Below are 18102 nucleotides of genomic sequence, written 5' to 3' on the forward strand. Positions count from 1 at the left end.
AACTCAAATTGCCGATCAATAATCCGGTCTCAGGACACCTTTAACAGTCTCTTTGGTTGCTTGGTAGTCGCCATCAACCACAACCTTAATAATGCGCTTGGCATCTTCTTCAGGTGCAGGCACAAGTGGTAAGCGAGTTGGGCCTGCCGCAAAGCCCAAGTAATTAAGAACAGCCTTGACTGGAGCTGGGCTCGGGTAAGAGAAAAGAGCATTGACTTTGGGAATGAATTTCCGTTGAATAGCTGCTGCTTTTTTGATGTCATTGTGCTCAATTGCGTCCAGCATTTCAAACATTTCATCACCGTTTGTGTGAGAAGCAACAGAGATAACTCCATCAGCCCCCAGATTCATAGCATGAAAGGCATCACCATCCTCACCAGTATAAATCAAAAACTCCTCTGGACGATGCTCAATCAAATAAGCCATATTAGCCAGACTAGTACATTCTTTAACACCGATAATATTTGGATGTTCTGCCAACCTCAGCATGGTCTCAGGAGTCATCTCAACTACTACCCGTCCAGGAATATTGTAAATAATGATAGGCAAGTTTGAAGCGTCTGCAATTGCTTTAAAGTGCTGGTACATGCCTTCCTGTGAAGGTTTATTATAATAAGGAACAATAGCCAAACCAGCTGCAAAACCACCAAATGCATCCACTTCTTTGACGAATTCGATAGAGTCACGTGTTTCATTGGTACCGACACCCGCTATTAAAGGGACACGGCCTTTAACAACCTTTTGAACAGCCGCAAATAATTCCAATTCTTCATCGTGAGTAAGAGTGGGACTTTCTGCTGTTGTACCCGCCAATAAAATCCCATCCGTGTGGTGAGCCAGAAGATGCTCTATCAAGTCAGGAATAGCTTCAAAATTAATTGATCCATCTTCATGAAAGGGTGTAATGAAAGCAGTAATTATTTTACAATTAAGCAAATCTTTATAAGCCATAGGAAAACCTTTCTATATGAGGAAAGGAGGCCTAAAGAATCTCTTCCCAGCCTCTCTTGGTTATAGCAAAACTTATTTGAGGTTTAATTGACTTAATGATACTAGTTATTTACCAGTTCTCTCATCTAGAAACTGAACAAAAACCAGAAACATTAAAATTCAAACTAGCTTTATCCTATTTTGAAAACTATTAAGTTTTCTAATCAACCTTTTATTTTAGCTCGTAAACAAGCTCTTCAGTCGGACGAACTAAGCCACGCTCATGCAAGGTCTCAGCAATCTGTACTGAGTTCCATGCAGCACCTTTAAGAAGATTGTCAGACACAATCCACATGTGAACGCCATTTTCGACATCTAGATCCTTGCGAATCCGACCAACAAAAGTTTCTTTTCTACCAACTGCGTTGACAGCTTGCGGATAAATTTGATGAGCAACATCATCTTCTAAGACTGTACCCGGAAAGGCTGCAATGGCAGCCTTTATTTCTTCGATAGAGGCAGTTTCTTTAGTTTCAATATAGACAGATTCAGAATGCGCTGACAAGACTGGAATGCGGACGCAGGTAGCAGAAACTTTAACAGAGTCATCTTCTAAAATTTTCTTAGTCTCCTTGGTCATTTTCATTTCTTCATAAGTATAGTCATTGTCAGTGAAAACATCGATTTGTGGCAATGCATTAAACGCAATTGGGTAATGCTTCTTGTCTCCTCCAGAAGGCAAGATATTAGCAGTCAAATCCTTTGGATCAACACCATTATTTAAGACCTGACGCAACTGATCCTGCGTTTCCAAAATTGCACCCATACCAGCACCAGATACAGCCTGATAAGTTGATACAATCACGCGCTCAATTCCCCATTTATCAGCGATTGCTTTCAATGGAAGCATCATTTGAATCGTAGAACAGTTTGGACAAGAAATAATGCCGTTGTGGCGATCCAAGGCATGGGCATTAACCTCTGGTACTACTAGTGGTGTTTTGCTGTCTTGGCGGAAGTAAGAAGTATTATCAACAACTACTGCTCCTGCCTTAACTGCATAAGGAGCATACTTTGCAGAAGTCGAGCCACCAGCAGAAAAAAGAGCAATGTCAACGCCGTCAAAAGCAGTTTCAGTAGTCTCTTCAATTACAATATCCTGCCCCTTAAACTTCAAAATCTTTCCAGCTGAACGTGCAGACGCTAAAAAGCGCACTTTATCAATAGGAAGACTTGATTCTTCCAACATTTTAATCATCTGAGCTCCAACGGCTCCAGTAGCACCCACTACAGCAACTGTATATCCCATACAATCTACCTCTGAATTTTCTAAAAATTTTGTATATTCTATAATTATACTATTTTTTAAAAAAATTGTAAATCCAATCTGAGACTATAAAGGGATAAAATTGATTTTTTTTGATCTTAAATATGTTATATATTTTACATAAAATGATTTATCTACATCAACATACACAACAACTCTTACCTTAAAAATAAATCTTTATATGGTTACTGCTTTTCCCTCACGAACAAAACTGCATCCATTGCTCTACGACTCAACCGCCTTCTTCGAAGTCATTTCATCAAGAGCAATAGCACTCTCAACTCCGACCGTATCAGCATCAATTTCTCTAAGTTTGGCTTCGACTAATGGTCTTGCCTCTCTAAGAGAGGTATCAAAGTTTACAGCTTTTGTTCTTACGAACCAAACTGCATCCATTGCTCTACGGCTCAACTGCCTTCTTCGAAGTCATTTCGTCAAGAGCAATAGAAAATCCCCAATCCGTAGACTGGGGATTCGAGGCATCTTTCGATGAGAACAGCTGGTTCACACAACTGCTCAAGGTCCGCTCCTGCGTTACAATTGAATGTAGACCTCCTCAGCGCAAAAGGCTCCTAGGAGCCAATCGACTCATCGCATGAAGTCTAGTTTACCCTATCTTTCACCACTTTGTCAAGGTATTTAATCTAAAATATAAACAAAGACTTGTCTATCCTTCCACTCTTGACCTTCTTTTTGGAATTTTTTCCGTACTCCTTCAAGATAGAAATCAGCTTGCTCCAGTAATTTTTGCGAAGGGATATTCTGTAGATCAACATGTGCTTCTAAGCGATGAAATCCTAGTTCGCGACTGACTTGCTTGAGTTCTTCTAACATAGCTCTGGCATAGCCCTGACGCCAATATTGATTATGTATCGTATAACCTATTTCCGCCCATTGAAAATCGTCTCTAGCCAGCACAAATAAATTAACCATACCTACATGTTTTTCGCTTTTTGCATCATAAACTCCCCAAATATACTGCTGGTCTTTCTCTCGGAAATTGCGGTGCTTAGCCACCAAATCCGCAAACCAACTTTCTGTACAAATTGTCATATCTAAAAGTCCATCATCAAATGGCGATTGGGAGGGTAGTCTATTGGAAAAACCTTCCAGCCAAACTGAGTAATCCTTCTCATCCAGATATTTTAAATAAACTTGTTTCATAAATACTTACTTCCCTCTCGAATACTAAGTGCAGCCATTTCAGCTCGATGCCTCTCTATAAAATCCTTGACCCAGTTTGGATTGGTTTTGGAATAATCTCTCAGTGCCCAGCCAATAGCCTTGTTAATAAAGAATTCTGTTTGGCCCAAATTATTTACTAAAATCTTCTCCAAGAGCTCCGTGTCTGTTTCCTCTTTTCGCAATAGCTGATGATCAATAGCCAAGCGCCGCAACCAGATATCCTCATCACAACTCCAGGATAAAATAGTAGCTTTGGTTTCGGGAAATCGGGCAATAATGGATCCGACCAAGCGGTCTAGAAAGTCAACTGTATCCCACCAAGATTTTGTTTGAGCAAGTTTTTTTAAACGTGGCAAGTCAGATGGTGCCAATAGTTTCTTGCGAATCTCCAGATAGTCGAGCGCTACGTACTGCAATTCTCGATATGGATTATTCCAAGCTTCATTTATAAAATTCCAGTCAATAACAGAGTCAGTCTGTTGTTTGAAAAAAGCTTTTACGAGCTTCCGTCTAGCCGGAGTCTTAACTCCTAGAAACTCAAATTTATTTTTCATATAGGCTTTCATAGCCACCGCATCATTAGGTATGGCTACAGCTTTTAACTCTTTTCTTAATCCTTCTACATCCATAGCTTACTCCAGCAATTCACGATCATAAATAGTGTAGTCACAGCGATATATCACGAGACGTTTGCCGTCAATCAGCAGCTCAGATGTTTTAGGAGCATCAGATTTATCAAGAGAGACACGATCGCCAGCATAAGCAGCTAGCGGAGTGCCGTTTTGAGAGCGAATTAGAATGACTTTTTTCTTTCCAGTAAAGTCGTTTTTAAAGGCTGAAATCATACGATTTAAAACAGGGACAGAATGACTATTCTCCTCAACATCTGCCGTCTTTTGATACTGGGCAAACACATCTTTCAAACCTTTTTCTTCTGCAATCAGAGAAGAGCCCACATGGTCAATCTCATACTTACCCAAAGTTATTTTTAGCACAGAAGAGTCTTCCTTGGAATTTCCTTCCGCATCAACTGAATCAAACTCCTCGTTACGCGAGATGGATAGGGACTTACCTGACATCTGGTCAATAAGCTGAGAATTTTCATCATAAGTGCGAACTGTCATCTCTAAACCAATCCATTCCTCTTTGGCATTTTTAATCCAGTTCTCAATCATCTGACAACCGGATAAGGTAATTAAACCAATGGATAACAACAAAATAATTAGATATTTCTTTTTCATACTTCCGACTCCCTTTCTTTTAAAAGCTTGATTGGTCTAACATCCTTTTCTAAAGACTTTTGTAGCCAAACAATATCGTGCCAACGGTTGAATTTATAGCCAATTTTAGGGAAATGCGCTACTTGCTGGTAGCCTCTTTTTCGGTGCAAAGTTAGACTAGCCTCGTTTGGCAGAGAAATACAGGCTAGAAAATGCACATATCCCATCTGATCTAACAGGTATTCTAGCGCATCATAAAGCTTAGTGCCAACTCCCTGTCCCCTAGAATCTAGACTGACATATACAGATAATTCCACTGCCCAATCATAGGCGGCACGCGCATAATAAGTCGAAGCATAAGCATAACCTAAGATCACACCATCTTCTTCTGCTACCAGGTAAGGATATTTTTCCAATGTTTTCTCAATCCTAATTGCAAAATCCTCAATGGTCGGCACTTCATATTCAAAAGTGATGACTGTTTTCTCTATATAAGGCGCATAAATATCTAACAAGGATCTAGCATCTGATGGCTTAGCTAATCTAATCTCCATAATGACTCCATGTTCTCAGTATTTTCATTATTATACCAAAAAAGACTCGTAACGAGTCTTTTAAACCATGATCAAAATAGACCAATCGCTGTGCCGTCTGCTGCAACATCCATATTGAGTGCTGCAGGACGTTTTGGCAATCCTGGCATGGTCATGACATCTCCTGTCAAAGCCACGATAAAGCCTGCTCCAAGTTTTGGTACCAATTCACGAATGGTAATTTCAAAGTTTTCTGGCGCACCCAGAGCAGCAGGATTGTCTGAGAAGCTATACTGTGTTTTGGCCATACAGATTGGTAGCTTGTCCCAGCCATTTTTGACAATTTCGCGAATCTGAGTCTGCGCTTTTTTCTCAAAGTTTACTTTTGAACCACGATAAATTTCTGTGACAATTCTTTCGATTTTTTCTTCAATAGATAAATCATTGTCATAGAGGCGAGTGTAATGAGCTGGTTCTTCATCAATGGTTTTGACTACAGTCTCAGCCAAAGATACACCACCTTGAGCGCCATCAGCCCATACACTGGCTAGCTCAACCGGTACTCCGATTTCTGCACAAAGTTCCTTCAAGGTTGCAATTTCAGCTTCTGTATCAGAAACAAATTCATTAATAGCAACAACTGCTGGAATACCGAACTTACGGATATTTTCAACGTGGCGTTTAAGGTTAGCAAAACCTGCACGAACTGCTTCTACATTTTCTTCTGTCAGTGCATCCTTAGCTACGCCGCCATTCATCTTAAGAGCACGAAGGGTTGCAACAATAACTACTGCGTCTGGAGAGGTTGGCAAGTTTGGAGTCTTAATGTCCAAGAATTTCTCAGCTCCAAGATCTGCCCCAAATCCTGCTTCAGTCACCGTATAATCAGCCAAGCGTAGCGCTGTACTAGTTGCTAAAACAGAGTTACAGCCGTGGGCGATATTAGCAAACGGCCCGCCATGAACAAAGGCTGGTGTTCCGTAAATAGTCTGAACTAGATTTGGCTTAATCGCATCTTTCAATACCAAAGCCAAGGCACCTTCGACCTCAAGGTCACGAACATAGACTGGTGAGCGGTCATAGCGATAACCGATGACAATGTTTGCCAAGCGATTTTTCAAATCTTCAATATCCGTAGCTAGGCAAAGAATTGCCATAATTTCAGAAGCAACCGTGATATCAAAGCCATCTTCGCGTGGAATACCGTTGACTGGACTACCTAAGCCAACAGTCACATGGCGCAGAGCTCGGTCATTCAAGTCAACCACACGTTTCCAGATAATGCGCCGCTGATCAATTCCCAAAGCATTTCCTTGATGTAAATGATTATCAATGAGTGCAGACAAGGCATTGTTAGCCGTCGTAATGGCGTGCATGTCTCCAGTAAAATGCAAGTTAATATCTTCCATAGGCAAGACCTGCGCATAGCCACCGCCAGCTGCTCCTCCTTTGATCCCCATTACTGGACCCAAAGACGGTTCGCGGATGGCAATCATAGTTTTCTTGCCAATCTTGTTCAAGGCATCCGCAAGACCAATGGTAATAGTTGATTTCCCTTCACCTGCTGGAGTCGGATTAATAGCCGTTACTAAAATCAATTTACCAACTGGATTTTTTCTTACCTCAGAAATCTTATCAAAGCTAAGCTTAGCCTTGTACTTACCATATAGTTCCAAGTCATCATAGTCGATGCCAATTTTTTTCACCACATCCACTATAGGCTGTAATTCAATGCTTTGAGCAATTTCGATATCTGTTTTCATCAAATTCTCCTTCATTCATTTAGTATATAGATTATAACAAAAAAAGAGTAAAACCTACACAATTTAACTCTTTTTAAAAAATATTGTTAGTGTTTTGCTTTGCGAAAACTAGAATTCATCAGATAAAATTATGAAATTCACTTGAATCTTTATAGAAATCTAAACTTTAAGTTGTAATTCCTTTAATCAAGAAATCCAGTCAAAAGAATCTCCGGATGGTATTTATTTAAGACATCGTAGATATCATACTGGTCTTCATCTAATTTATCAATTGAAATTTCGTAATCAGGACCAGCTTGGGTATAGGGACAAATATAATGCTTTACACTTCTATGTCCTTCAGAACTATATTCGGAACGTTTCTTATAAGAAATTCTTTGAATATCTTTCCATGGAATACTAATTTGTTCATCATCAATGCGAAAGACGAACTCATCCTTTTTCCCAGCTAGAATTGGTACCTTACTCTCTTTTTCTTTAAATATATTTTTTATTAGATAGAGTATGATTCCGCCAAAGATCGCAGCTAAGAATATAATCATTAAGGTAGAGTGCGACAAACCATGCTCTATGCCCTTATCAATATCCATGTATATACTTATAAAAGCAACAATTCCAAATCCAAACATGACCAATATAAACATCAAATTTGTAAAATAAAAATTCGAACCAGCATAATATTCAAACTGATAATTCTCTTTCTCCATACTCTCTCCTTTTTTCAATAACATACAATCATTCATACAGAATCTTGATAAGAAACAAGTAACTTCAATCTGTTTTCAAAATTTTAATTCTCAGTAGCTTTCTGTAAATATAATTATTTTACTAAATTTACTTTTTCTTGTAAAATAAGGCTATGAATATATTGATTACTTCAGGTGGAACAAGTGAAAAAATCGATCGAGTCCGTTCTATTACCAATCATTCAACTGGACAGTTAGGAAAAATTATAGCCGAAACTTTCCTAAATAAGGGTGACCGAGTGACTTTAGTAACGACTTCCAAGGCTGTCCGTCCTCTACTACATCCCAATCTTACTACAGTAGAAATTGAAAATGTCGCAGAGCTTCATGAAAAGCTGGAGCAACTTGTACACACGCACGATGTACTAATTCATGCTATGGCAGTTTCTGACTACACTCCAGTTTATATGACAGGCTTTGATAAAGTTTTAGCTAGCTCTGACCTTACAGAATTACTGAATAAGTCTAACTCAGAAAGCAAGATTTCTTCTCAGGATGATGTCCAGGTACTTTTCCTTAAAAAAACACCAAAAATCATCTCCTTAGTAAAACAATGGAATCCCGACATTCGCTTGATTGGATTCAAACTCTTGGTTGATGTTCCTAAGGAAAAGTTACTTGAGACTGCGCGAGCCAGTCTCCAAAAAAACAAAGCAGATATTATTGTTGCCAATGATTTAAATAAAATTACTGAGAAAGGGCATGAAGCTTATCTAGTTGAAAAAGATAGGGTGACGCAAGCACATTCCAAGCTTGAGATTGCTCAACTCCTCTACCAATATATCCACAGGGAGGCAAAAACATGACTCAGATTACTCTAGCAGTTAGTGGTAGCATATCAGCCTACAAGGCAGCAGATATTACTAGTCGCCTAAAGAAAGAGAACTTTGATGTGGCTGTCCTCATGACACAAGCTGCGACAGAATTTATCACACCTCTAACTCTGCAAGTATTATCACAAAGGTTGGTTGCTCTTGATATCATGCAAGAGCCTGATCCTAGTAAGGTTAATCATATTGCCATTGCCAAAGAGTCTGACCTCTTCTTGCTGGCGCCAGCTACAGCCAATACCATCGCTAAATTAGCCAACGGCTTAGCTGATAATATGGTGACAGCTACTGCTCTGGCCTTACCTATTCAAACCAAGAAAATTTTGGCACCAGCTATGAACACAAAAATGTATGAAAACCCGCTAACTCAGCACAATTTGGAGCGTCTGCAACGTTTTGGATGGAAGATTATCCAACCACGCGAAGCTGTTTTAGCCTGTGGTGATCAGGGGACAGGTGCTCTAGCTGAGATTGACACAATTATTGATACAGTAAAGGAACTTATTTATGAAAAAACAGTCTAAAATTGCTCAAATTGCTATCTTCTTTGCCATTATGTTGGTACTGCATCTGCTTAGCTCAGTGATTTTCAACCTTCTGCCAGTACCAATTAAACCAACGATTATTCATATACCTGTTATTATTGCTAGTATTCTATACGGTCCAAAGGTTGGAATGGTCTTAGGTTTCTTAATGGGATGTATTAGTGTGATTACTAACACCATAGTACTTATTCCTAGTAGCTATCTTTTTAGCCCTTTTGTACCAAACGGAAATCTACATTCGCTTATGATCGCTATGGTGCCCCGCATTTTAATCGGTCTCACTCCTTATCTTGTCTACAAAGTCCTACATAACAAACTTGGTTTAGCTTTAGCTGGAGCAGTTGGTTCTGCTACTAATACCATTTTTGTCTTGGGAGGAATCTTCTTCCTATTTTCAAATGTCTATCAAGGTAATATCCAAGCTATGCTTGCTGTTGTTTTATCCGCAAATTCAATTGCAGAGTTACTTATTTCGGTAGTCTTGACAATAACTATCGTTCCTGCACTTGAAAAAGTTAAGCAATAATCTTCTAATCAATAATCTTGTAAGGGCAGTTATCTATCTGTCCTTTTTTGAATTCCTCTATATGATTTATTTGAAATTCTTTAAAAAATTTTTTCAAAAGTATTTCATCATTTTCTATATCTGACCTTTCAAAATAAGTGAAAATATGCTACAATGAAAGCGATTAGATATATTCAAGAGCGGGATGATTTATCATGATTTTCCTCTCTTCATTTTTTAAATAAAGGAGACATTCTATGACTTACCAAGAAAATTATCAAAAATGGGTCGATTTCGCTGATCTTCCAGACTACCTTCGTCAAGATTTAGAAAATATGGATGAAAAAACAAAGGAAGATGCCTTTTATACCAATCTTGAATTTGGTACTGCTGGTATGCGTGGATTGATTGGTGCTGGTACAAACCGCATCAATATCTATGTTGTCCGTCAAGCGACTGAAGGTTTGGCTCGTTTGATTGAGTCAAAAGGTGGAAATGAAAAAGAACGTGGTGTGGCAATTGCCTACGATAGTCGTCACTTCTCTCCAGAATTTGCCTTTGAATCTGCTGCAGTTCTTGCAAAACATGGTATCAAATCGTATGTATTTGAAAGCCTTCGTCCAACTCCAGAACTTTCATTCGCCGTTCGCCACCTCAACTGTTTCGCAGGTATCATGATTACTGCCAGCCACAACCCTGCTCCATTTAACGGTTACAAGGTTTACGGCGAAGACGGTGGACAAATGCCTCCACACGATGCAGATGCTTTGACAACTTACATCCGTGCTATCGAAAACCCATTCGCTGTTGAAGTTGCAGATGTAGAAGCTGAAAAAGCTTCTGGCTTGATTGAAGTCATCGGCGAAGCTGTCGACGTAGAGTACCTAAAAGAAGTGAAAGATGTGAACATCAATCCAGCTTTGATTGAAGAATTTGGTAAAGACATGAAGATTGTCTACACACCACTTCATGGTACTGGTGAAATGTTGGCTCGTCGTGCTCTTGCCCAAGCAGGATTTGACTCTGTTCAAGTTGTTGAAGCGCAAGCAACTGCAGACCCTGACTTCTCTACAGTTAAGTCTCCAAACCCAGAAAACCAAGCAGCCTTTGCCCTTGCCGAAGAACTTGGTCGTCAAGTTGGTGCAGATGTTCTTGTCGCAACTGACCCTGACGCTGACCGTGTTGGTGTGGAAGTGCTTCAAAAAGATGGTAGCTACCTCAACCTTTCAGGTAACCAAATCGGTGCTATCATGGCTAAGTACATCTTGGAAGCCCACAAAAATGCTGGAACTCTTCCTGAAAATGCTGCTCTCTGCAAATCCATCGTATCAACTGATTTGGTAACGAAGATTGCTGAAAGCTACGGCGCAACTATGTTCAACGTCTTGACTGGTTTCAAATTTATCGCTGAAAAAATCCAAGAATTCGAAGAAAAACACAACCACACTTACATGATGGGATTTGAAGAAAGCTTCGGTTACTTGATTAAACCATTCGTACGTGATAAAGACGCCATCCAAGCCGTTCTTGTCGTTGCTGAACTTGCTGCCTACTACCGCTCACGTGGTTTGACACTTGCTGACGGTATCGAAGAAATCTACAAAGAGTACGGCTACTATGCTGAAAAGACCATCTCTGTGACTCTTTCAGGTGTAGACGGTGCTGAACAAATCAAAGCCATCATGGCTAAGTTCCGTAACAATGCTCCAAAAGAATGGAATGCAACAGCTATCACTGTCGTAGAAGACTTCAAAGCCCAAACTTCTACTGCTGCAGATGGCACTGTAACAACCTTGACAACACCTCCAAGTGATGTTTTGAAATACACACTTGCGGATGGTTCATGGATCGCTGTTCGCCCTTCTGGAACTGAACCAAAAATCAAGTTCTACATTGCAGTTGTAGGTGAAAGCAACGAAGATTCACAAGCTAAGATTGCAAATATCGAAGCGGAAATCAACGCTTTTGTAAAATAAGAAATTATAAAAGATGAGAGCAACCAATCTCATCTTTTTTTCGTATCAAATCTAAGCAATTTTAGAAACTTTATGGCATACTAGTTTTATCAAAAGAAAAGAGGATGATTTATGGAACAATTTGCTCAAAATATTAAAGACTTAGAAGTCACAACTGTTGATCGTGCTCGTCAAGCGATTGCTGACAAAGAGACAGCAACTTTCTTCGTTGGTCGTAAAACTTGCCCTTACTGCCGTAAGTTTGCTGGAACATTAGCTGGTGTCGTAGCTGAAACTAAAGCACACATCTACTTCATTAACAGTGAAGAAGCTAGTGAATTAAAGAAACTGCAAGCCTTCCGCTCTGAATATAGCATTCCGACGGTTCCTGGCTTTGTTCATGTTCAAGACGGCCAAGTAGCAGTTCGTTGTGATTCTTCTATGACTGCAGATGAGATTAAAGCTTTTGCCGGAATTTAAGCACAAATCTCCATCTAAAGGATAGTTTATTAGCCTCTCTCCTTACAGAGCGAGAAGGTCTATAAGTTATTTTAAAAGCGAAAAAGACAAACTATATTGTTTGTCTTTTATTTTTCTTTCAAAGCATATATCGGAAAGCCGTGTTCTACTATTTTATCATCTAGTTTAAAATAATTTTTAAACCAAAGTTTATATTTTTTAAATAAAGCTTCAATACAGAAATACAGGATGATTATTAAAAAGATAAATAAAAGAGCGTGCCAATTTTGAAATTCCGATGAACTCTCAATGAACATATCCCAGTATGCACATGAGAAGAGCAAAAGAACTCCTAAAATTAAATTCAAATATAAAATATAGCTCACTAAGAAGAGAAATTGATGTTTCTTTGATCTTTTACTGTAATAGACTTTATAGTTTTTGGTATGTCTTTCGAAGACAGGCAAGTGAAAGGAATAGCTTCCGCTACCGAACTTAACTAACTCAGGTAAGGCATGATAGCCACACCAATGAAGGATTTTAAAATTTAACTCACGAATTAAGAAAAATAAATTGTAACAAATAAAACAACAAATTAAGATAGAACTGATTTTTGCATGATTAGAATATAATTCGCGAATAAAAGCAAAATATGCAAAAGCCAAAAAATAATTGAAACATGCTAATATAAAATAGAGAATACTAGCAAATATACTACGAGCTCCTATAAAATTTTTATCTGAATAATCTGGTCTATAATCCATATAAGTTACATAATCCCATTCTTTCTTCATAAACCTATGCTCTAAATTGAAATGAACGTTCATTTATTAAATGCCTCCCACATCTTCTGCTGGGGTTTGGCAAAAGGATACTTCTCAAATTCATCTGGATGTAGCCACATGACCTCTCCATCAGCTACGATCTGGCTATCATTAACTCGGCCATAAGCTAGCTGGATATGCCACTTGCGATGGCTGAAGACATGTTGCACCTTTGGAAAAGACTCCTGCTGCCAATCGACAATCAAATCATAATCCTGTTCAAAACTTTCTTGAGGAGACAAATCCAGACTTGGCTGATTTTCAGCTATCTCAAAGAGGGACATCTGATTTTCAGTTTGAAATTCCTCAACTTCAATCAAGGGAAAATGCCAAAAACCCGATAACAAGCCAGTAGCCTCATTCTTTTCAAGCAAGAATTGTCCCTGCTCGTTTTCGATAATCAAGCCCTGAAGATAGACCGGAACAGGCTTCTTTTTAGGTGCTTTAATAGGATATTTATCCATAGTTCCATGCAAATAAGCTGCGCTGAACTCCTTTACAGGACTGTCTTCTGGATGAGGATTAACAGGGGATTCGATATCTGACCCCAGATCCATCAGTGCTTGATTGAAATCTCCGGGTCTATCTGGATCAATCAGAATCTCCATCATAGCCTGAAAGACCTTCCGATTGCTGGGTTGGCCAATATCTAAATCAACTTCAAATAATCGACTCAGCACCCGCATGACATTGCCGTCCACCGCAGGCTCAGCTAGACCAAAGGCAATACTAGCAATAGCACCAGCCGTATAAGGTCCAATCCCTTTGAGACTAGCAATTCCTTCATAGCTATCAGGAAATTTTCCAGCGAAATCTGTCATTATCTGCTGAGCTGCTTTTTGCATATTTCTCACCCGCGAATAATAGCCTAACCCTTCCCAAGCCTTGAGCAGTCTATCTTCTAGTGCCTGTGCTAAGTCAGCTACTGTCGGGAACCAGTCAAGAAAACGCTCATAGTAAGGAATCACCGTATCCACCCGAGTCTGTTGCAGCATAATCTCAGAAACCCAGATATGATAAGGATTATTGGACCTACGCCAAGGCAGGTCACGTTTGTTTTCATCATACCAAGTCAATAATTTCTCGCGAAAAGAGGCAATTTTATCTGCCTCCCACATCTCAATTCCGTATTCTTTCAAATCTAACATAAATCTAGTATAGCATAAGGATAAAAAAATTGGAGAGCTTACGCCCCCCAATTATCTCATATCGTTTAATAATGACCAACTGCCTGACTAGCTGTAATCAAGGTCAGCTTGTAAACATCATCCGCATTACATCCACGAGAAAGGTCATTAACTGGATGATTAAGCCCCTGTAGGATAGGGCCTACTGCAGAAAAGCCACCTAAACGTTCTGCCAGCTTGTAGCCGATATTACCAGCTTCAATGCTAGGGAAGACAAAGACAGTCGCTTGACCAGCCACAGGACTACCAGGTGCTTTCAGCTCTGCAGTTGCAGGCACAAAAGCTGCATCAAACTGCAATTCGCCATCGATAGCCAAATCTGGACGCATTTCCTGAGCCAGCTTAGTTGCCTCTACGACCTTATCAACCTTTTCTCCAAAACCAGAACCTTTGGTAGAATAGCTGAGCATGGCAACTTTCGGATCAATATCAAAAATTTGTGCTGTCAAAGCTGAGTTAATAGCAATCTCTGCTAAAACATTGGCGTCTGGATCAATATTGATGGCACAGTCACTAAAAATGTAGCGCTCATTATCACGAACCATTAGAAAGGCACCAGAAGTGCGCGAAACCCATGGCAAAGTCTTGATGATTTGAAGAGCAGGTCTAACAGTCGCTGCTGTAGAGTGAATAGCGCCTGAAACCATTCCTTGAACCTTACCAAGATAGACTAGCATAACACCGAAATAATTGACATCTTCCTTCAACAATTGACGCGCTTCGTCTGCAGTAATTTTTCCTTTACGACGCTCGACAAAAGCTTCCACCATTTCCTCAAAGCAAGAACAGTTTGTAGGATCAATGACCTGATACCCTTCTGTTATTCCTTCTATTTCTAAATAAATACGAATTTTTTCAGGATTACCCAAAAGAACTGGAGTAATACTAGTTTCTTTTACAAGGCGCTTAGTTGCTTGAAGAATACGAGGTTCTTCTCCTTCAGGCAAGACAATTTTCACTTCTTTATCCTGCAAGGCATCACGAATATCATCAAAAATTTTCATATTTTGTTAATCTCCTCTTAATTAATTTTTAAATGTCTGAACTACATGTTCAAAATCTGTTGGAAGAGGACTGGCACGTCCAATTTCCTCTCCACTGAATGGATTGTAAAATTTCAAAGTATGACAGTGAAGAGCTTGGCGACTGATACCTTCAGTTAAGCTTCCACCATATAAATCGTCTCCCAAAAGTGGAAAGCCGATATGTGAAAAATGAACTCGAATCTGATGCGTCCTTCCTGTATGAAGGTGAATATCCACTAGATAGATGTTGCCAAATTGCTCAATCACCTTGTAACTAGTATGAGCATATTTACCTCCTTTGGCAACTCTTCGTGTAATAATACTATCTTCATCACGCGCAATCGGAGCAATAATTTCCCCTTCTTTTTCTAAAAGACCATCTCCCTTAACCAGGGCTAAATAACGCTTCTCAATAGCTCTTTTTTGTAATTGTTTATCCAATCGTGCATGGGCATAGCCGTGTTTGGCAAATAGCATAAGACCGCTAGTATCCTTGTCCAAACGTGTCACAATATGGACTTGATGATTCTCATAACCAGAATCTATATAATAAGCTTTGACATAATTAGCCATAGTATTAGAATGGTTCACGCTAGGAATGCTTGCGACTCCAGCTGGTTTATCAAGTATTAAAAAATGATCATCCTCAAAAACCACTTCTAGTTTTTTCGAAATCGCTTCTAAACTTTCAAAACCTTCTTCCTTGGGAATATCGATCGTAACTTTATCACCAATGCTTAACAAGTAAATTGCATTTTGCGGTTCGTCATTTACTAAAATACCTCCGCCTCTAAACTTAATTTTAGCAAGAAGCCCCTTTGAAACATCATGTTTTTTGAGAAAAGTTTTGACTTTGACATGTTCATCTGCAATAAACTCAAATCTCATCGTCTACTTCTCCAATAAAGGCATCCTTAACTCGGTTCCAAAAGCTCGTATGACTTGGGCTAGCGACAAAATGTATTTTATGATTATCTATTTGAAATTCAACCTTAGCAATATGCTTGAAAGTATAAGTTCTATTATCCACCGAAATCGTATGCTGATCATTTCGAGTTGGAAAGATTTCAATCTTATCTTTTTTGGGAACAATAATAGACGAGCCCAAAGTACGATATACACGATTATTAAGACTAGCCACCTCAGCAATTTGCAAGGCCTCGATTGTCGGATGGAGAACTGCTCCACCTAAGGACTTATTGTAAGCCGTACTGCCTGTCGGAGTAGAAACTGAAATCCCATCCCCTCGGAAGCGTTCAAAGGCCACATGGTTAATCATGACATCAGCGACCATAGTCCGATCTGATCGCTTTATTGTAGCTTCATTCAAAGCTAGTTTAGTTTTTACAGAACCATCCTCAAGAAAAATTCTAACATTTAAAATCGGATAGGAAACCTGAGCACCTGTGTCCAATTTTAGATTATCTATTAACTTGTCAATTTCGAAATCTCGATAATCAGTATAAAACCCTAAGTGTCCAGTATGAACACCGACAAAACGAACTTTATCTAATTGTTTTTCATATTTGTGAAAAACTGACAAGAGCATGCCATCTCCACCTACAGAAATAACTATATCAGGATTTTTATCGGTTAAAATGAAACGATTCTGCCTTAGTTTCTTAATCAATAATTGGCAGACTTCTTTACTTTGAGGTTTATAATTGCTAAAAACTGCAATCTTTTTATCTGTATTCTTCATCTGTATCGTCACTATTTCCTACGCCATCATTTAACTTCCGATAAGGCGGATCAAACAGAACTTGAGCCTCTTGAATATCATGGCGAATTTCACCCATTGTTTTATCCAATTCATAGGCAATTCGAGCTGTTATTTCCAATCTTTCCTTAATTTCTTGAGGAAATTCTCCCTTATATTTATAATTCAGAGAATGCTCAATTGTCGCCCAAAAATTCATGGCTAAGGTCCGAATTTGAATTTCAGCCAAGACAACTTTATTACCGTCAATTGTATCAACAGGATATTCAACTATCACATGATAGCTACGGTAGCCACTTGGCTTCTTATAAGTGATATAATCTCGCTCTAGAACAATCTTCATATCTTTCCGCTGACGCAAGACTTTCAGAACTTCAGTGATATCATCCTCAAATTGAACCATAATTCGAAGTCCTGCAATATCATTCATATCACGGGCTAAGTTTTCTAAACTTATTCCATGCATAACCATCTTCTCTTGAATACTTTCAATAGACTTGACCCTACCGGTTACAAATTCTATAGGTGAGTGTCGTTGTTGCTTGCGGTATTGCTTTCGAATCCCACGCAGTTTGACTTTTAACTCACCAACAGCTTGGACATAAGGGTCTAAAAATTGTTCCCACTCCATAAACGCGCTCACCTTGTCATTTTTAATTATTTTATATAAAATAAATACGTCTATTATTATAACATAAATCGTTTTCAAACGAAAGAAAAGGATCAACAATGAACCATTTAGAGATTGAATACAAATCCGGATTAAACAAAGAACAATTCGACAGTCTGCTACCACTTTTCAAAGATATTACCCCTGTAAAACAAACAAATTATTATATCGATAGTCCCGATTTTTTTATTAGAGACCACAAAATGGCCTTACGTATCCGTCGTTTTGAGGATTCAGCTGAGCTGACTTTGAAGGTATCACAAGGGGTAGGAACAATGGAATACAACCAAGCTTTATCAGCTGATGAAGTTCATTCAATAATTGAGAATATGACTCTACCAGAGGGACAGATTCTTGAAAACTTGAAAAAAACGAAGATTCAGCTGAATCAATTAAATATCCTAGGCCACTTAACCACCATTCGCAGAGAAATGAAACATGAGTTTGGACTTCTAGCACTGGATGAAAATTTTTATTTTGATGTTCACGATTATGAAATAGAACTTGAAGTTCAAGATGCTGAAGATGGAAAAGTTAATTTCTTTGACTTTCTACAAGAAAACAATCTCCCATACACACCTCTAAAAAGCAAGATCGCTAGATTTGCTAAAAACTTGCCAAATAGCTGAAAAAATCTTATATTTTTGATAAAATAGTAATCAGAAAATTAAAGGAGTT

The 18102-nt window shown here is 38.9% G+C and carries 21 protein-coding genes; 6 read left to right on the forward strand and 15 right to left on the reverse strand.

From position 1 onward, the window contains the following. Positions 1-15: 15 nt before the first annotated feature. The 9 genes from dapA to PCY06_RS01595 all read right to left on the reverse strand — a co-directional run bounded on the left by dapA (position 16) and on the right by PCY06_RS01595 (position 7665). Positions 16-951 (reverse strand): 4-hydroxy-tetrahydrodipicolinate synthase, encoded by a 936-nt coding sequence (gene dapA / locus PCY06_RS01555; RefSeq protein ID WP_060553553.1) that lies wholly within the window; start codon positions 949-951, stop codon positions 16-18. A 211-nt stretch (positions 952-1162) separates the two neighbouring features. Beyond that, positions 1163-2239 carry an aspartate-semialdehyde dehydrogenase gene (locus PCY06_RS01560; RefSeq protein WP_082307625.1) on the reverse strand — a complete coding sequence of 359 codons (1077 nt, stop codon included), beginning with the start codon at positions 2237-2239 and terminating at the stop codon, positions 1163-1165. A gap of 243 nt (positions 2240-2482) precedes the next feature. Next, entirely contained in the window at positions 2483-2668 is a 186-nt protein-coding gene (locus tag PCY06_RS01565) for a hypothetical protein (protein WP_037622288.1), read from the reverse strand. A gap of 228 nt (positions 2669-2896) precedes the next feature. Then, positions 2897-3421: a GNAT family N-acetyltransferase gene (locus tag PCY06_RS01570; RefSeq protein WP_008809153.1), complete on the reverse strand. Its 525-nt coding sequence runs from the start codon at positions 3419-3421 to the stop codon at positions 2897-2899. Then, positions 3418-4071 carry a DNA alkylation repair protein gene (locus PCY06_RS01575; protein ID WP_046165532.1) on the reverse strand — a complete coding sequence of 218 codons (654 nt, stop codon included), beginning with the start codon at positions 4069-4071 and terminating at the stop codon, positions 3418-3420. The genes PCY06_RS01570 and PCY06_RS01575 overlap by 4 nt, the downstream gene beginning before the upstream one ends. A gap of 3 nt (positions 4072-4074) precedes the next feature. Next, positions 4075-4683, reverse strand: a complete 609-nt coding sequence (locus PCY06_RS01580; RefSeq protein ID WP_008809155.1) for a DUF5052 family protein — start codon at positions 4681-4683, stop codon at positions 4075-4077. Continuing rightward, a complete protein-coding gene (locus tag PCY06_RS01585; RefSeq protein WP_082307624.1) occupies positions 4680-5216 on the reverse strand; it encodes a GNAT family N-acetyltransferase in 537 nt (178 codons plus the stop codon). The genes PCY06_RS01580 and PCY06_RS01585 overlap by 4 nt, the downstream gene beginning before the upstream one ends. 71 nt (positions 5217-5287) lie before the next feature. Then, positions 5288-6958 carry a formate--tetrahydrofolate ligase gene (locus tag PCY06_RS01590; protein WP_082307623.1) on the reverse strand — a complete coding sequence of 557 codons (1671 nt, stop codon included), beginning with the start codon at positions 6956-6958 and terminating at the stop codon, positions 5288-5290. 182 nt (positions 6959-7140) lie between these two features. Further along, a complete protein-coding gene (locus PCY06_RS01595; protein ID WP_012000612.1) occupies positions 7141-7665 on the reverse strand; it encodes a hypothetical protein in 525 nt (174 codons plus the stop codon). Between the two features lie 152 nt (positions 7666-7817). On the opposite strand from PCY06_RS01595, the gene PCY06_RS01600 reads away from it, so the two are divergent. The 5 genes from PCY06_RS01600 (at position 7818) to PCY06_RS01620 (ending at position 12019) form a co-directional block, all read left to right on the forward strand. After that, the gene (locus PCY06_RS01600; protein ID WP_082307622.1) at positions 7818-8510 is read left to right on the forward strand and encodes a phosphopantothenate--cysteine ligase; all 693 of its coding nucleotides are present in this window, start codon (positions 7818-7820) and stop codon (positions 8508-8510) included. Further along, positions 8507-9058, forward strand: coding sequence for a phosphopantothenoylcysteine decarboxylase (gene coaC / locus PCY06_RS01605; protein WP_082307621.1), 552 nt, complete (start codon positions 8507-8509; stop codon positions 9056-9058). Before PCY06_RS01600 ends, coaC begins: the two co-directional genes overlap by 4 nt. Beyond that, the gene (locus PCY06_RS01610) at positions 9042-9605 is read left to right on the forward strand and encodes an ECF transporter S component (RefSeq protein WP_045773368.1); all 564 of its coding nucleotides are present in this window, start codon (positions 9042-9044) and stop codon (positions 9603-9605) included. The genes coaC and PCY06_RS01610 overlap by 17 nt, the downstream gene beginning before the upstream one ends. Positions 9606-9841: 236 nt before the next feature. Continuing rightward, a complete protein-coding gene (locus tag PCY06_RS01615; protein ID WP_053794585.1) occupies positions 9842-11560 on the forward strand; it encodes a phospho-sugar mutase in 1719 nt (572 codons plus the stop codon). Positions 11561-11671: 111 nt separating this feature from the next. Next, complete coding sequence (locus PCY06_RS01620; protein ID WP_082307620.1) at positions 11672-12019, forward strand: PedC/BrcD family bacteriocin maturation disulfide isomerase; 348 nt, start codon at positions 11672-11674, stop codon at positions 12017-12019. 107 nt (positions 12020-12126) lie between these two features. Here the strand turns inward: PCY06_RS01620 and PCY06_RS01625 are convergent, their stop codons facing one another. From PCY06_RS01625 to PCY06_RS01650, 6 genes are all read right to left on the reverse strand, one after another. Then, positions 12127-12792 (reverse strand): hypothetical protein, encoded by a 666-nt coding sequence (locus tag PCY06_RS01625; RefSeq protein ID WP_225791191.1) that lies wholly within the window; start codon positions 12790-12792, stop codon positions 12127-12129. A 29-nt stretch (positions 12793-12821) separates the two neighbouring features. Continuing rightward, a complete protein-coding gene (gene mutY / locus PCY06_RS01630; RefSeq protein WP_082307619.1) occupies positions 12822-13970 on the reverse strand; it encodes an A/G-specific adenine glycosylase in 1149 nt (382 codons plus the stop codon). 65 nt (positions 13971-14035) lie between these two features. Further along, positions 14036-15013 (reverse strand): phosphate acetyltransferase, encoded by a 978-nt coding sequence (pta, locus tag PCY06_RS01635; protein WP_301386952.1) that lies wholly within the window; start codon positions 15011-15013, stop codon positions 14036-14038. A 21-nt stretch (positions 15014-15034) separates the two neighbouring features. Continuing rightward, on the reverse strand, positions 15035-15922 hold the full coding sequence (locus PCY06_RS01640) for an RluA family pseudouridine synthase (protein ID WP_301386953.1): 888 nt from the start codon (positions 15920-15922) through the stop codon (positions 15035-15037). After that, on the reverse strand, positions 15912-16736 hold the full coding sequence (locus PCY06_RS01645) for an NAD kinase (protein ID WP_012000622.1): 825 nt from the start codon (positions 16734-16736) through the stop codon (positions 15912-15914). The genes PCY06_RS01640 and PCY06_RS01645 overlap by 11 nt, the downstream gene beginning before the upstream one ends. After that, positions 16720-17385 carry a GTP pyrophosphokinase family protein gene (locus PCY06_RS01650; RefSeq protein WP_061601304.1) on the reverse strand — a complete coding sequence of 222 codons (666 nt, stop codon included), beginning with the start codon at positions 17383-17385 and terminating at the stop codon, positions 16720-16722. The genes PCY06_RS01645 and PCY06_RS01650 overlap by 17 nt, the downstream gene beginning before the upstream one ends. A gap of 98 nt (positions 17386-17483) precedes the next feature. On the opposite strand from PCY06_RS01650, the gene PCY06_RS01655 reads away from it, so the two are divergent. Further along, positions 17484-18053, forward strand: a complete 570-nt coding sequence (locus tag PCY06_RS01655) for a CYTH domain-containing protein (RefSeq protein WP_301386954.1) — start codon at positions 17484-17486, stop codon at positions 18051-18053. Positions 18054-18102 lie beyond the last annotated feature (49 nt).

The organism is Streptococcus sp. SG1 (assembly GCF_030439935.1).
Taxonomy (GTDB): Bacteria; Bacillota; Bacilli; order Lactobacillales; family Streptococcaceae; genus Streptococcus; species Streptococcus gordonii.